Genomic DNA, 14643 nt, shown 5'->3' on the forward strand with positions numbered 1-14643 from the left:
CGACGGACCCAGTGAAGTACCGGGCTCGATACTCAACGAGGAGGATAGCAATGCAGCGATTCCGCCGGATCGTCGCCGCGATCGCCCTGGCGGCGACCGCGACGACCACCGTGGCCGCCTGCGGGGGCGACGACAGCGGTGACGACAGCGGGGCCAAGACCCTCAAGCTCTGGCACTACGAGGGCGAGAACAGCGCGATGGGGGTCGGCTGGGACAAGGCCATCGAGATCTTCAAGACCGAACACCCGGGCGTCGAGGTGCGCTTCGAGCGCAAGGCGTTCGAGCAGATCCAGCAGAACGCCGGCATGATCATCAACTCGTCCGAGGGTCCGGACATCATGGAGTACAACAAGGGCAACGCGACGGCCGGCCTGCTGTCGTCGCAGGGACTGCTCACCGACCTCAGCGGCGAGGCCGAGAAGCGCGGTTGGGCCGGCAAGCTCAGCCCCAGCCTCCAGACCACCGCGCGGTACAGCGACAAGGGCGTGATGGGCTCGGGCAACTGGTTCGGCGTGCCGAACTACGGGGAGTACGTCACGGTCTACTACAACAAGGACCTGTTCGACCGTAACGGCGTCACGGTGCCCACCACCATGGCGGAGCTGACCGCCGCGATGGACACCTTCGTCGGCAAGGGCATCACCCCGCTGGGCATGGCCGGCGCGGAATACCCGGCCGGGCAGCTGTTCTACCAGTTGGCCCTGGCAAAGGCCGACCGGCAGTTCGTCGACAACTACCAGCTCTACAAGAACCCGGTCGACTTCCGCGCCGACCCGCTGAAGTACGGCGCGGACACCTTCGCCGACTGGGTGCGCAAGGGCTACGTCGCCAAGGACTCGTCGAGCCTCAAGGCCGAGGACATGGGCACCGCCTTCATCGCGGGCAAGACCCCGATGATCGTCTCGGGCAGCTGGTGGTACGGCCGGTTCAAGGCCGAGATGAAGGCCAACTGGGACACCTTCCTGTTCCCGGGCAACACCCTCAACGCCGGCTCGTCCGGCAACATCTGGGTCGTCCCGACCAACAGCAAGGCCAAGAGCCTGGCGTACGACTTCATCGACATCACCCTGCGCCCTGAGGTCCAGGACCTGATCGGCAACAACGGTGGCATCCCGGTGGCCGGCGACCCCGCCAGGATCGCCGACCCGAAGGACCGCAAGCTCATCGAGGACTTCAACACGGTCAGCAAGCAGGACGGCCTGGCCTTCTACCCGGACTGGCCGGTGCCCGGCTACTACGACGTGCTGGTCGGCGGGTTCCAGGCGCTGATCAACGGATCCAAGTCCCCCGACCAGGTGCTCGACACGATCGCCAAGCCGTACGCCGACGGCGTCAAGGAGATCACCGGCAAGTGACACGGCGAGCGGCGGGCGTGCCCGGTACGACCGGCACGCCCGCCCGCCCTGCCGGGAAGGATCCTGCATGGCTGTCCCCGACACCCTCGCCGGCACACCACCGGCGGCGACCCCCACCCCCACGTCTGCGTCCCGCCGTCGACCGCGTGGCCGCGATGCGGCGTACTGGCTCTACCTGCTCCCCGGAGCGGTGCTGTTCATCCTGGTCATCGGCGTGCCACTGGTCGGCACCGGCTACCTGTCGCTGACCCGGTGGTCAGGCGTCGGTGACCCCACCTTCGTCGGGTGGGACAACTACCAGCGGTTGCTGCACGACGAGGTGTTCTGGGCGTCGTTCCGCAACACCGTGGCAATGATCGTCGCGATGGTGGTGGTGCCGACCCTGGTCGGGCTGCTGCTCGCCTCGGTGCTCTTCGACGTCGTCGGGCGGCGGTTCCGGCCCCGGACGGCGGCGGCGTTGCGGGCCGCGTTCTATCTGCCGCAGGTGCTGCCCGTGGTGGTCGCCGGCATCGTCTGGGGCTGGATCCTGCGCCCCGACGGCGCGTTCAACAGCACGCTCGACGCGATCGGTCTCGGGGCGCTGCGCCACGACTGGTTGGGCGACCCGGACACCGCGCTGCCGGCGGTGATGGCGGTGATGATCTGGGTGCAGATCGGCTACCCGGTGGTCGTGTTCATGGCGGCGTTGCAGCGGGTCGACCCGGAGCTGTACGAGGCGGCCGAGGTCGACGGGGCGAACTGGCTGCACCGGTTCCGGGCGATCACCCTGGCGCAGATCCGGCCGGAGACCTTCGTGGTCGCCCTGACCTGCACCATCGCCGCTCTGAAGGTGTTCGGGCCGATCTACGCGCTGACCCGGGGCGGCCCGGAGAACGCCACCAACGTGCCGTCGTACTTCGCCTACTACACGTTCTTCAAGAAGCTCCAGGTCGGATACGGCTCGGCGATCTCCACCGTGCTCACCGTGATAATCGTGGTGGTGGCCGTGGTCTTCATCGGGGTGCAGGCCCGCAGCGAACGCCGGGACCGGGGGATCTGAGATGACCGTGACGATCACCAAGGTCCCCCTCCGCCCGAAGGTGCGCGACCGGCACCACCGGGGCCTCAGCCGCTGGGTGGTGCTCGCCGGCGTCACCGTCGGCGCGCTGGTCATGCTGGTGCCGTTCGCGTTCATGCTGCTCAACGCGTTCAAGTCGCCCGGTGACTACTCGTCGGGCGGCCCGTTGAGCTGGCCGACGGAGTTCTACACCCAGGGCCTGCGGACGTACTGGTCCGCGGTGAACTTCCCGCTCAAGCTGTGGAACTCGACGCTCATCGCCGGGTCGGTGGCGGTGTTCGGCGTCGTCGTGTCGCTGCTCAACGCGTACGCCCTGGGCATCGGCCGGGTCCGCGGCCGGCTGTGGATCGTCGGGCTGTTCCTGCTGGCCAACATGTTGCCGCAGGAGGCGTTGATCTATCCGCTGTACTACGTCGCCAAGGAGATCGGCCTCTACAACACCCGACTGTCGGTGATCATCATCTTCACCGTCATCCAGAGCGCGTTCGGCACGTACCTGCTCGCCTCGGTGCTGGGCACGTTCCCCCGGGCGCTGCTGGAGGCCGCGGCGCTCGACGGCGCCGGGAAGTGGACGGTGCTGTGGCGGGTGGTCTTTCCCAACCTGCGGCCCACCCTCGCCGTCCTGCTCATCTTCTTCTTCATCTGGACCTGGAACGAGTTCCTCATCCCGCTGGTCATGTTGATCGACAACCAGACCCAGACCATCCCGGTCGCCCTCGCATCGTTGCAGGGCGACCGGCTGATGGACGCCCCGACGACCAACGCCGGTGCGCTGATCAGCCTGGTGCCGGCCATCCTGTTCTTCCTCATCTTCCAGCGCACCCTCGCGCGCGGCATCACGGCAGGAGCCGAGAAGTGAAGTTCACCGACGGGTACTGGCAACTGCGTCCGGGGGTCAGCGTGCTGCGCCCCGGCACGGTCGAATCGGTCGAGCCGGACGAGCGCGGCTTCACCGTCTTCGCCCCGTCCGGGCAGATCAACGGCCGGGGCGACACGCTGAACCGGCCCGTCGTCACCGTCCGCTTCTTCTCCCCCGCGCCCGGCGTCGTCGGGGTCACCATCGGCCACCACAGCGGCGGGCTGCCCCGCGAACCCCACTTCGGGGTCAGCACCGACCACACCCACCCGGTCACCGTCGACATCACCGGACTCAGCGCGTCGCTGACCACCGGAGAGCTGACCGTCCGGGTCGCGCTGGTCGACGGCTGGCGGGTCGAGTTCCGGCACGGCGACCGGCTGGTCACCGCGTCCACCGCACGCAGCGTCGGCATCGCCACCGACGGCGAGGGCCGCCGGTACGTGCACGAACGGCTCGCGCTCGGCGTCGGCGAGACGGTGTACGGGTTGGGCGAACGGTTCGGCCCGTTCGTCAAGAACGGTCAGACGGTCGACATCTGGAACGCCGACGGCGGCACCGCCAGCGAGCAGGCGTACAAGAACGTGCCGTTCTATCTCAGCAGCGCCGGCTACGGGGTGTTCGTGGACCACCCGGAGCACGTGTCGTTCGAGGTCGGTTCGGAGGTCGTCGCGCAGACCCAGTTCAGCGTCGAAGGCCAGTCGCTCACCTACCACGTCATCGACGGGCCCACCCCGAAGGACGTGCTGCGCCGCTACACGGCGCTGACCGGCCGACCCGCCCGGGTGCCCGCCTGGTCGTACGGGCTGTGGCTGTCCACCTCGTTCACCACGTCGTACGACGAGAAGACGGTGACCGAGTTCGTCGACGGGATGGCCGAACGGGACCTGCCGCTGTCGGTGTTCCATTTCGACTGCTTCTGGATGCGCCAGTTCCACTGGGTCGACTTCGTGTGGGACCCGGCGACCTTCCCCGACCCGGAGGGGATGCTGCGCCGGCTGCACGAGCGGGGCCTGAAGGTCTGTGTGTGGATCAACCCGTACATCGCGCAGCGGTCGTACCTGTTCGAGGAGGGCCGCGAGGCCGGTTACCTGGTACGCAACCCGGACGGGTCGGTGTGGCAGTGGGACAAGTGGCAGGCCGGCATGGCGCTCGTCGACTTCACCAACCCCGACGCGGTGGCCTGGTTCACCGGCAAGCTCAAGTCGCTGCTGGACATGGGCGTCGACTGCTTCAAGACCGACTTCGGCGAGCGCATCCCGACCGACGTGGTGTGGCACGACGGGTCGGACCCGCAGCGCATGCACAACTACTACTCCTACCTCTACAACCGGGCGGTCTTCGAGCTGCTGGAGACCGAACGCGGCGAGGGTGAGGCGGTGGTGTTCGCCCGCTCCGCCACCACCGGCGGCCAGCAGTTCCCGGTGCACTGGGGCGGCGACTGCGAGTCGACGTTCGTCGCGATGGCCGAGTCGCTGCGCGGCGGGCTGTCCCTGGCGTCGTCCGGCTTCGGCTACTGGAGTCACGACATCGGCGGCTTCGAGGGCACCCCCGACCCGGCGGTGTTCAAGCGGTGGATCGCGTTCGGCCTGCTGTCGTCGCACTCGCGGTTGCACGGCTCCGGCTCGTACCGGGTGCCGTGGGCGTACGACGAGGAGGCCGTGGAGGTGCTGCGCCACTTCACCCGGCTCAAGCTCGGCCTCATGCCGTACCTGGCGGCGACGGCCGAGGAGGCGCACCGCGACGGCATCCCGATGATGCGCCCGATGATCGTGGAGTTCCCGGACGATCCGGCCGTGGCGCACCTCGACCGGCAGTACATGCTCGGCCCGGACGTGCTGGTCGCACCGGTGCTCAGCGCCGACGGGCAGGTCACCTTCTACGTACCCGCCGGCACGTGGACCCACCTGGTCACCGGCGCGCAGCTCACCGGCCCGGCGTGGGTGACCGAGAAACACGAGTACGACAGTCTGCCGGTGCTCGCCCGCCCCGGCGCGGTCATCGGGTTCGGGGCGCGCTGCGACCGGCCCGACTACGACTGGGCCGACGGGGTGCAGCTGCGGCTCTACGCGCCGGCCGAGGGGCAGCGGCACCGGGTGCGCATCCCGTCGCCCGACGGGGGCCCGGGTGCGCAGTTCGAGGTGGGTTTCCGTGACGGGGTGGCCACCGCCGAGCTGGTGGCGGGCGAATCGTCGGCGTACCACTGCGTGGTGGTCGGCGCGGAGAGGGCGGGACGATGACGGCACGCAACTTCCCGGAGAGCTTCGTCTGGGGGTCGGCCACGGCGGCGTACCAGATCGAGGGCGCGGCCACCGAGGACGGCCGGGGGCGGTCCATCTGGGACACCTACAGCCACACCCCCGGGCGTACGTTGAACGGCGACACCGGCGACGTGGCCGCCGACCACTACCACCGGTGGCCGCAGGATCTCGACCACATCGCCGGGCTGGGGTTGTCCGCGTACCGTTTCTCGATCTCCTGGCCCCGGGTGCAGCCGGGCGGTTCCGGCCGGTTCAACCCCGCCGGCCTGGACTTCTACGCGCGGCTGGTCGACGGCCTGTTGGAGCGCGGCATCCGGCCGGTCGCCACCATGTACCACTGGGACCTGCCGCAGGAGCTGGAGGACGCCGGCGGGTGGCCGGCGCGGGACACGGCGCTGCGCTTCGAGGAGTACGCCTCGGGGATCGTCGGCGCGCTCGGCGACCGGGTGCACACCTGGACCACGCTCAACGAACCGTGGTGCTCGGCCTACCTGGGGTACGGCTCCGGCGTGCACGCGCCCGGTCGCACCGAACCGGCGGCGGCGCTGGCGGCGGTGCACCACCTCAACCTCGCGCACGGCCTGGCCGGGCGGGTGGTGCGGGAGCTGGTGCCGAGCGCCGAGCTGTCGGTGACGCTCAACCTGCACGTCGTGCGGGGCGCGTCCGGGTCGGATGCCGACCGCGACGCGGTCCGGCGGATCGACGCGTTGGCGAACCGGGCGTTCCTCGGTCCGATGCTGGACGGGGCGTACCCGGCCGACCTGCTGGCCGACACCGCCGCCGTCACCGACTGGTCGTTCGTGCGCTCCGGCGACGAGAAGCTGATCGCGGTGCCGTTGGACGTGCTCGGGGTCAACTACTACTCCAGCACCCTGGTCCGCGCCTGGGACGGACACTCGGCCCGCTCCGATGCCGACGGGCACGGCGCGTCGACCCACTCGCCGTGGGTGGGTGCCGAGGACGTCGACTTCCTGCCGCAGCCCGGCCCGTACACGGCGATGGGGTGGAACATCGACCCGCCGGCCTTCACCGAGCTGCTGCTGCGGCTGCGGCACGACTACCCGGGTCAACCGTTGATGATCACCGAGAACGGCGCGGCGTTCGACGACGTGGTCGCGGCGGGCGGGCGGGTCCACGACGACCGGCGCATCGACTACCTGCGCCGGCACATCGGCGCGGTGGCCGACGCCCGCGCGCAGGGCGTGGACGTGCGGGGTTACTTCGTCTGGTCGCTGCTGGACAACTTCGAGTGGGGCTACGGCTACGACCGCCGCTTCGGCATCATCCGCGTCGACTACGACACCCAGGAACGCCTCTGGAAGGACAGCGCCCACTGGTACCACCGGCTGGCCACCACCGGACACCTGGACGGGTAGGTCGCGGGCGGGCCGACCAACGGTCGGTCGGGCACCGTCGGGCCCGCACCCGGCCGGCGCGGCGTCAGGGGGTCGCCGCGCCGGCCCTTCGCCGTGCGACGGTGCCGAGGTCACGGTGGCCACGAACCCTGTGTGATGCATCTCTCACCCCTGGCGACCACGCTGGTCACCAGGGGTGAGCGCCAGGGGCGGCCGAACACGGGCTCATCCGGCGTCCCGCGCGGTCGAATACGACTTAGACATTGATGGCGATCAAGCTGACCCGTGCGGCAGAATTCGGACCACGCGAACACGCTCCGACGTTATCGCCCACCGCGACCATGCTCGACCGATCAGCGCGCGACAGCTGCGTGCCGGCTCCGGCAGGGGCCACCGCCACCTGGATGCGCGCACTCCCGACGTGCCGGACGCCTGCTCCCGACGTCACGAACCGCCCCATCAGGCAGACGGCCCCCGACAATCGGAGACCTGGATGCCTGCCGCCCCCGTTCGCCCTGCCGTCGACAAAGCCTTCCCCTATCTCATCGGCTGCTTCTTCTTTTCGCTGGGCGCGTATTTCTTCATCGTCTCGCACCTCGGCACGGATCCGCTCGACACGTTCGCGCTCGGCCTGCTGCGCCACGTACCCGGGACGATCGGTATCGCCCAGGCCGCCGTCGCGGTCACCTGCGTGTCCATCGTCGCCGTGTGGACCCGTCGCCGACCGGTGCTCTCCCCCATGCTGACGTTCTTCCTCTGCGGCAGCGCCATCGACGGGCTGCTGATCCTCGACCCGGTCCGCCTCGCCCCGGCACCCGCGGCGACGTTGCTCGCCGCCGGCACCGCATGCTGTGCGTACGGTTCGGCGCTGATCATCATGAGCGGGTTCGGCATCCGGGCGATGGACCTTCTCGCGATCGCCATGGTGCAGCGCTGGCGGTGGCCGTTCTGGCTGGCCAAGGGCGCACTCGAACTGACCCTGCTCGCAACCGGGTGGCTGATGGGCGGGCCGGCCGGAGTGGGGACGCTCTGCTTTCTGATCGGCGTCGACCTGCTGATCCAGCCACTGATGTGGCTCAATGCCACAGTCTTCCGGGTGCGGAACCTGGGTCTGCCACCGCACCCGGCGCCGGCCGGCAGCGGCCCCACGTGACGGGCGGGGTGGTGACACGCTGAGTGCAGCGAGGCCCGCCACCCACCGTAAAGCGTCCTAGGACATAGTCTGCCCGCGCCGCGAGCTGGAACGTCGACCGTCCCGCTGCTCAGTCGTCTGCCAGGTATCCGGTGCTCGGGTCGACGGTGTCCAGGAAGTCACGGATGTTCTTGGTGTGCTCGTCAGCCGACAGGTCCGCCGTCGGGCCCACGCCGAAGCCGTAGCCAGGGTTCGGCCCGCTGAGCCAGGCGTAGTCGGTGCCGCCGAGACCGTTCGAGCGGAGAACGAAGGTCTCCCCGTCGACCTCGAGCGTGCGGGACGTGGCGTCGGTCGCCCCGTCGGTTACGGGGCGCAGACCGGGCACGGCCCCGGGGTCCGCCGCCGGATCGCCGTCGTCGGAGTAGATCTCCTTCACGTAACCATCATCGTGGGTCGACCGGCCCGGCGCGCGCATCCGGCGCGAACCGGACGGCACGTCGAAGGTGGATCAGATCGACGGGCCCATCCGACAGCCTTCGACCCGGCGTGCCACCCGCATGCGCAGTGACGGACGCCGGGTCGAAGGCTCACGACGTCAGACGCAGAAGCGCGCACCGTTGGTGTGGTAGTTGAGCGTGCCGAAGTCCGATGACAGCCACGCCTGCACGCACGCCGTGCTCTGCGAGTTCGCCAGCCGAATATAAGGTGACCAAGCACTTGTTCCACCGGCGCCCGTCAGCAGATTAGGGTCGTATGCGCTCGCCCTGCGGCCCTCCGATTCGACGACCTGTTCCACGGTCACCGGGTTCGAGTACATTCCGCCGTACAGGACGACCCGCGACCAGTTTCCGTGGCAGGACCACGACCAACGCAGCTGAAGTTCCCCGATCGCCTTGCCCGCGAGGGCGCCCCGCGAACCGTGGATGGGCACGGTGGCGACAGTGCTGGTCTGCGAGCAACCGGTGGGGCTGCCGTCACCACCGGAGTCCGTCGCCTGCGCCGCAGCCGCGCCCGTGAGAATGATCGTGCCGGCGGCCAGGATCGCGGTGACAGCCGCAAGCAGGGCTCTGCCGAATCGACGGGGTCGTTCGACCGTGGACGTTGTACTCATCGGGTTTCTCCTCACCAATTATGATCCGCGCCGCAGCGGTGGATCGTGGGATGTCCGAGGCGACGCCACCATGCGAGCGAACTGCCGCCGGCGGTACGTCCCGGACACCCCGAACTGCACCCGTTCAGTCGTCCATCCACCAGGGAGATGGAGGAATGGATCGCGATTACGCCACACTGGTCAGGCGGTGGCGAATCCGTCGCGGGCGGGGGGTGCGGTGAAACAGGAGTCGGATCGGCAGGACCGGGGCGACTCGGTCGACCGTTTCGTGGGTGACCTACGCAGGCTGCGCGACGACCGTGCGGTGCCGCCGACATGGGACGCGATGGTCCACCGCGCCAGAATGAACGGTGTACGGGTCAGTAAGAGCACCCTGCACAAGGTCGCGAAACTCGAAGCGCTGCCCTCCGAGTTGGCGGTACGCGGCTACCTGACCGCCCTCGGCGTCGACCACGCGGAAATCGAACGCTGGGCTGCTCGTCGTACGGCGCTGGTCACGCCACCCGGCGAGCAGAACGCTGCGGAGTTCACCAGTCGACCACCTGGACAACCTCGATGGCGATGGTGGGCAGCGGTCGCGGTCACCCTGCTGATCACCAATGTCGTGACCGGGTTCGTCGTACACCGTGTCTCCACGTCTGAGCCGGTCACCGCAGCGGCAACGAAGCCGACCTCCGCACCGGCAGCGACCGGTGACAACCCGCTGGACACGCCGTGCCTGGACGACGCGAAGGTCGCGACGAGCACGAACAAGAACCCGGAGTTCCTGCTGGAGATCGTCTTCTCGGTCAGGTGTCGGGCCGCGTGGGCCCGAATCACCCGAGCAGACGACAGCCCGCTGGGCAACCACGTCGAGGTCGCCATCTACCGCAGGTCCGACCCGCACGGGGATACCCGCCAGGAAGCCGTGGAACCCGATGTGAAGTCGGCCTTCACCACCCTGATCGTCCGCGCCGACCCCACCGACCGGCTCTGCGCGATCGGAGCCGTCGTCACTCGTGACGACCGCTCCGCCGCCGCAGAACCGATCTGTGTCTGACGTCGACGGCCGCCGAACCGCCGCTCGTCCACCCGGTGATGATCTGATGTCCGGGTCCCGGCCAGGGGTGGCGGCGAGAAGGGCGCGGCCACCGCGCGACAACGGTGGTTGTCGCGCGGTGACCGCGGGGACGGGTGCGGAATCAGGCAGCGATGGTCTGCAGGTAGGCGGTCCCTCCGCAGGACAGTGTGCTGAGGTTCTTGAACCACATCGCGAGCTGACGCTGAGAGGATCCGTCGCTGTTGATGCGCTGGATGTAGACCAGGCGCGTGACCTCGAACTGGCAGTAGGTGGGGAAGCTGCCCTGGGGCGACGGACCGACCACGTAGGCCGAGGTGACGGGATTGGCGTTGTTCCACGTCGTGGACCAGGTGCTGCCGGGGCCCACGGTCGCCATGGAGAACTGCGAGCCGATGGTCGTGGAGCCGAGCCGGATGTCGGCCTGGCAGGTGATGCTCCCTACGTTCTTGGCCTCCACCCAGATCTGCCGGAGCGAGCTGCCCGGCTGCACGGTCCAGATGCGCGACACCTGGAACTGACAGGCCGCCGAACCCGTGGCGCCGCTCGGGTTCAGAGCGGGCACCCAGATGGTGTTCCAGGGGACGTTCCACAGGCTCGTCTGGGTGCCACCCGGGCTGACGCCGCCGGTCGAGCCGAGGAACGTACTGGTCACCGCCGTGAGTTGCACCGTCGCACCACAGGCGATCGAGCCGACGTTCTTGAGGGTGAACTGGTACTGCCGCTCCCCAGTGGGCAGTTGGACGTACCGGCTGTTGATCGTCTCGAACTGGCAGGTGGCCGAGGTGGTCGCGCCGACCGGGTTGTAGCCGACCACGTAGGCGGCGTCGGCCGGGGCGTTGGTCCAGGTCCAGCCCTGTGTGCCGCCGGCGGCGAGGGTGCCGGTGAACCACGTCGCGGCGATGCCGATCCCGCCCTTCGCGGCGTGGCTCAGCCCGCCCGACGCGGCTGCGGCGGCCCGTGCGTCGCGCAGTGACGACTGCGCTGGCTGCGACGACTGCGACGACTCGTCGGCCTGCGCGACCCCGACCGACGCGACGACCACGCTGAGTGTCGTCACCGCGAGGAGAGCCGCGCGGATTCTTCGTCTCATTGAAGCTCCTTTACCCCATGTTCCGGACCGTCCGCCCGGCTCCATCAGGCTGCGCGGCCCGGCTTGCCATCGGCTAGCCATCCGATAGCCGCCCTGGAGGCGACACATAGAATCAAGTTCGATACATCGATGTGGGGGCTGGATGACATGGCGCTTGCTCGGCCCGGTCGAGGCCGTGGTGCGGGGCGGGCGAGTGCCGCTGGGACGACCCCAACAACGCGCTGTGCTGGCGTTTCTGTTGCTCAATGCCAACGTGGTGGTGTCGGCGGAGCAGTTGACCGAGGCGCTGTGGGGCGGAGCTCTCCCCACCCGCGCACGCGCGCAGGTCCAGGTCTGTGTCTCCCGGTTGCGACAACTGACCCGTGCGGCCGGGATACCCGAGACGATCTATTCCGATTCCGGCGGATACCGCCTTGAGTTGGCCGGCGACGACCTGGACGTGGTGGTCTTCTCCGGGCTGACCGAAGCTGCCCGTCGGTATGCCGACTCCGGCGAGCACGAACGGGCCACCATCCTGTTACGGCAGGCGTTGGCGCTGTGGCGTGGCCCGGCACTCGCCGGGGCGTCCGGCGCGTTCGTACCGGCGGCCGCCGCCGCCCTGCACGACAAGCGGCTTGCCGCGTCCGAGGACCTGTTCGACGCCGAGTTCGCACTCGGTCGACACGCCGCCGTGGTGGCGCCGTTGCGCGAGCTGGTCACCGGGAACCCGTGGCACGAGGGCCTAGCCGTGCGGCTGATGACGGCACTGGCCGGATCGGGACACCGGGCCGAGGCGCTGCGGGTGTTCGAGCGGATCCGCCGCCTCCTCGCCGACGAGCTGGGCATCGAGCCGGGAGCGCTGCTCGCGGAGGCCCACGTACGGGTACTGCGGCAACAGTTTCCGCCGAACAGGCCCGCACCACCGGTCCGGGAACCCGGATCCGCTCCGCGTCCCGCCCAACTGCCCGCCGGCCTGTCCACCTTCACCGGTCGCGGCGACGCACTCGCCGCGATGGACACGATGCTGGACCAGGCCCGGGAAAGCGGCGCCCTGGCGGTCGTCGCGATCATCGGGACGGCCGGGGTGGGCAAGACGGCGCTGGCGGTCCGGTGGGCGCACCAGGTACGGCCACTCTTCGGCGACGGGCAGCTCTTCCTGGACCTGCGCGGTTACTCGCCCGGCGCGGCGACAGCACCGCTGGAGGCGGTGTCGCGCTGCCTTCGCGCGCTCGGTGTGCCGCCCACCCGGGTGCCGGACGACGTCGACGAGGCGACGGATCTCTACCGCAGCGTGCTCGCCGACCGGCGGATGCTGATCCTGCTGGACAACGCCCGCGACACCGCGCACGTACGGCCGCTGTTGCCCGGCGGCGCCGGCTGCCTGGTGATCGTGACCAGCCGTGATCGCCTCGGTGGGCTGGCCGCCCGGCACGACGCGCAGCGGCTGTCGTTGGACGTGCTCGCGCCGCAGGAGGCCACCGAACTGTTGACCCGCGTCATCGGCGCGGAACGGGTCGTCGAGCAGCGGGACGCTCTCGCCGAACTGGCCCGTGACTGCGCACACCTGCCGCTGGCCCTGCGCATCGCCGCAGCAGACCTGCACGCCCGCCCGCACGAGATGGTCAGCGGCTACCTGGCGCGGCTTCGCGCGGGCGACCCGCTGACCGTGCTGACCGTCCGTGACGACGAGCAGGTCGCGGTGCGTTCGGCGTTCGCCGTTTCCTACCGGACTCTGCCACCGCGACTCCAGCGGCTCTTCCGGCTGTTCGGCCTGGTGCCCGGCTGCGACGTGACAGCGGAGTCGGCCGCCGCGATGCTGCGGTGCGAAACCGGCGAGGCGGCGGACATGCTCGCCCGGATCGCCGACGCGCACCTGGCGCAGGAGCGGACGCCGGGCCATTTCGGCACCCACGACCTGCTCGGCCGGTACGTGACCGAGCTGGCGGCGGTCGAGGACAACCGGGACAGACTCGTCGACCTGTTGTCCTGGTACCTCTTCAGCGTGTACGCCGCAGCCGACCGGCTGTATCCACAGGTGTTGCGCGTACCCACGCAGCTACCCGCGCCCGCCGGTCCACCGATGCGATTCGCCGCCCATGTCGACGCTCTCGCCTGGCTCGACGCGCACCGGCACAACCTCGTCGCCGTGACACGCCATGCCGCGCACCAGGAACTGCACACCTTCGCCTGGTCGTTGGCGGACGCGCTACGCGGCTACCTGTGGCTGGGGATGCACACCACGCAATGGTCCGAGGTCGCGAGGATCGGTCTTTCCGCGGCCCGGGCCGACCGGCACGAGCAGGCCGAGGCGGCGGCCCGGCTGAGTCTCGCCGCCCTGCACTGGCGGCTGGAACGGTTCCCCGAGGCGATCGACGACTACCAGCTGGCGCTGCTCGCCGCGAACCGTTCAGGGTGGCGCGACGGCGAGGCGGCCGCGCTGGGCAACCTGGGACCGGTCTTCCGGATGACCGGCCAGCCGCGTGAAGCCCTGCGGGTCATGGAGCGGGCGCTGGAGTTCAACCGGCGCAACGGCCGGACCGCAGGCGTCGCCGTCAACCACAACAACCTCGGACTGGTCTGCGCCGACCTCGGACGGCTCCGCGAGGCCGCAGACCATCACCACGCGGCGCTCACCCTGGCACACCAGGGCGGGGCAACCTCCAGCCGGGCCCTCATCCTGAGCAACCTGGGCGTCGTCTACCACCTTCTCGGCCGGTCCGACGATGCACTACGGACACTGACCGAGGCGCTGGAACTCCATGAGCAGACGGGCAGCCGGGGCCGTGCCACCACCCTGTGCGCGCTGGCTCGGGTCCACTGCGACCGTGGCGACCATCCGCACGCGGCCAGCCTCGCCCGGCAGGCACTCGACATGGCGCGCGCACCGGTCGAGCCCCGGGTCGAAGCGCTCGCTCTCCACATCCTGGGCGTCGTCGAGCGGAAACCCGGCACCCTGTTGGATGCCCTGCGAACCGCGCGCACCACCGCGGATCGGTACATCGAGGCCGACATCACCGTCAGCCTCGCCGAAATCGACGAGCCTGCGGCACCCTCCTGGTGCCATGCGGCGCTGTCCATCACGCGGCAGTGCGGCTATCTGCTGCTCGAAGGCCGGGCGCTCGCCGCCCGCGCCGCAGCCGAATACTCGGCCGGTGACGTGGTCGCCGCCCGGCGCAGCGCCGGGCTGGCGGCCCAGTCGCACACCCTGACCGGCCACCAGCCGGGCACCGAACGAATCGAGAAGCTACTCGCCCTTCTCGCGTCGGAGTCCCTGCCCGGGCACCGCACGCAGGCCACCCGTCAAGCGCCAGCGACCCCACCACGAGGAAGCAGGCCGGCACCGGCGCACAACAAGCATGACTATGACTACGACAAGTGACGGCACCA

General features: G+C 69.7%; 11 protein-coding genes. 8 read left to right on the top strand and 3 right to left on the bottom strand.

From position 1 onward, the window contains the following. Nucleotides 1–50 precede the first annotated feature (50 nt). The 6 genes from J7462_RS08745 to J7462_RS08770 all read left to right on the top strand — a co-directional run bounded on the left by J7462_RS08745 (nt 51) and on the right by J7462_RS08770 (nt 8037). On the top strand, nt 51–1355 hold the full coding sequence (locus J7462_RS08745) for an ABC transporter substrate-binding protein (RefSeq protein WP_219463342.1): 1305 nt from the start codon (nt 51–53) through the stop codon (nt 1353–1355). Nucleotides 1356–1422: 67 nt separating this feature from the next. Beyond that, on the top strand, nt 1423–2394 hold the full coding sequence (locus J7462_RS08750; protein ID WP_219463344.1) for a carbohydrate ABC transporter permease: 972 nt from the start codon (nt 1423–1425) through the stop codon (nt 2392–2394). A gap of 1 nt (nt 2395) precedes the next feature. After that, the gene (locus tag J7462_RS08755) at nt 2396–3271 is read left to right on the top strand and encodes a carbohydrate ABC transporter permease (RefSeq protein WP_219463345.1); all 876 of its coding nucleotides are present in this window, start codon (nt 2396–2398) and stop codon (nt 3269–3271) included. Then, nucleotides 3268–5508, top strand: a complete 2241-nt coding sequence (yicI, locus tag J7462_RS08760; protein WP_219463349.1) for an alpha-xylosidase — start codon at nt 3268–3270, stop codon at nt 5506–5508. Before J7462_RS08755 ends, yicI begins: the two co-directional genes overlap by 4 nt. Next, nucleotides 5505–6905 carry a GH1 family beta-glucosidase gene (locus J7462_RS08765; RefSeq protein ID WP_219463350.1) on the top strand — a complete coding sequence of 467 codons (1401 nt, stop codon included), beginning with the start codon at nt 5505–5507 and terminating at the stop codon, nt 6903–6905. The genes yicI and J7462_RS08765 overlap by 4 nt, the downstream gene beginning before the upstream one ends. A gap of 472 nt (nt 6906–7377) precedes the next feature. Continuing rightward, nucleotides 7378–8037, top strand: a complete 660-nt coding sequence (locus J7462_RS08770; protein WP_219463352.1) for a YitT family protein — start codon at nt 7378–7380, stop codon at nt 8035–8037. Between the two features lie 109 nt (nt 8038–8146). Here J7462_RS08770 and J7462_RS08775 read toward each other — a convergent pair whose 3' ends face one another. Both J7462_RS08775 and J7462_RS08780 read right to left on the bottom strand, forming a co-directional pair. Continuing rightward, nucleotides 8147–8452: a hypothetical protein gene (locus J7462_RS08775; RefSeq protein ID WP_219463353.1), complete on the bottom strand. Its 306-nt coding sequence runs from the start codon at nt 8450–8452 to the stop codon at nt 8147–8149. A gap of 159 nt (nt 8453–8611) precedes the next feature. Continuing rightward, complete coding sequence (locus J7462_RS08780; RefSeq protein WP_219463355.1) at nt 8612–9127, bottom strand: hypothetical protein; 516 nt, start codon at nt 9125–9127, stop codon at nt 8612–8614. A 343-nt stretch (nt 9128–9470) separates the two neighbouring features. On the opposite strand from J7462_RS08780, the gene J7462_RS08785 reads away from it, so the two are divergent. Further along, a complete protein-coding gene (locus J7462_RS08785; protein ID WP_219463357.1) occupies nt 9471–10166 on the top strand; it encodes a DUF2690 domain-containing protein in 696 nt (231 codons plus the stop codon). A gap of 142 nt (nt 10167–10308) precedes the next feature. Here J7462_RS08785 and J7462_RS08790 read toward each other — a convergent pair whose 3' ends face one another. After that, nucleotides 10309–11277, bottom strand: coding sequence for a hypothetical protein (locus J7462_RS08790; RefSeq protein WP_219463359.1), 969 nt, complete (start codon nt 11275–11277; stop codon nt 10309–10311). Nucleotides 11278–11419: 142 nt separating this feature from the next. Here J7462_RS08790 and J7462_RS08795 point away from each other — a divergent pair, with 142 nt between their 5' ends. After that, nucleotides 11420–14635 carry a BTAD domain-containing putative transcriptional regulator gene (locus J7462_RS08795; protein ID WP_255597641.1) on the top strand — a complete coding sequence of 1072 codons (3216 nt, stop codon included), beginning with the start codon at nt 11420–11422 and terminating at the stop codon, nt 14633–14635. The last annotated feature ends 8 nt before the right edge of the window (nt 14636–14643 follow it).

Source organism: Micromonospora sp. RL09-050-HVF-A (assembly GCF_019374995.1).
Classification (GTDB): Bacteria; Actinomycetota; Actinomycetes; order Mycobacteriales; family Micromonosporaceae; genus Micromonospora; species Micromonospora antibiotica.

Excerpts from the sequence above, each read along its gene's own strand:
- J7462_RS08745 (WP_219463342.1), top strand. The coding sequence starts at position 51 with ATGCAGCGATTCCGCCGGATCGTCGCCGCGATCGCCCTGGCGGCGACC.
- J7462_RS08750 (WP_219463344.1), top strand. The coding sequence starts at position 1,423 with ATGGCTGTCCCCGACACCCTCGCCGGCACACCACCGGCGGCGACCCCC.
- J7462_RS08755 (WP_219463345.1), top strand. The coding sequence starts at position 2,396 with ATGACCGTGACGATCACCAAGGTCCCCCTCCGCCCGAAGGTGCGCGAC.
- J7462_RS08765 (WP_219463350.1), top strand. The coding sequence starts at position 5,505 with ATGACGGCACGCAACTTCCCGGAGAGCTTCGTCTGGGGGTCGGCCACG.
- J7462_RS08770 (WP_219463352.1), top strand. The coding sequence starts at position 7,378 with ATGCCTGCCGCCCCCGTTCGCCCTGCCGTCGACAAAGCCTTCCCCTAT.
- J7462_RS08780 (WP_219463355.1), bottom strand. The coding sequence starts at position 9,127 with ATGAGTACAACGTCCACGGTCGAACGACCCCGTCGATTCGGCAGAGCC.
- J7462_RS08785 (WP_219463357.1), top strand. The coding sequence starts at position 9,471 with ATGAACGGTGTACGGGTCAGTAAGAGCACCCTGCACAAGGTCGCGAAA.
- J7462_RS08790 (WP_219463359.1), bottom strand. The coding sequence starts at position 11,277 with ATGAGACGAAGAATCCGCGCGGCTCTCCTCGCGGTGACGACACTCAGC.
- J7462_RS08795 (WP_255597641.1), top strand. The coding sequence starts at position 11,420 with ATGACATGGCGCTTGCTCGGCCCGGTCGAGGCCGTGGTGCGGGGCGGG.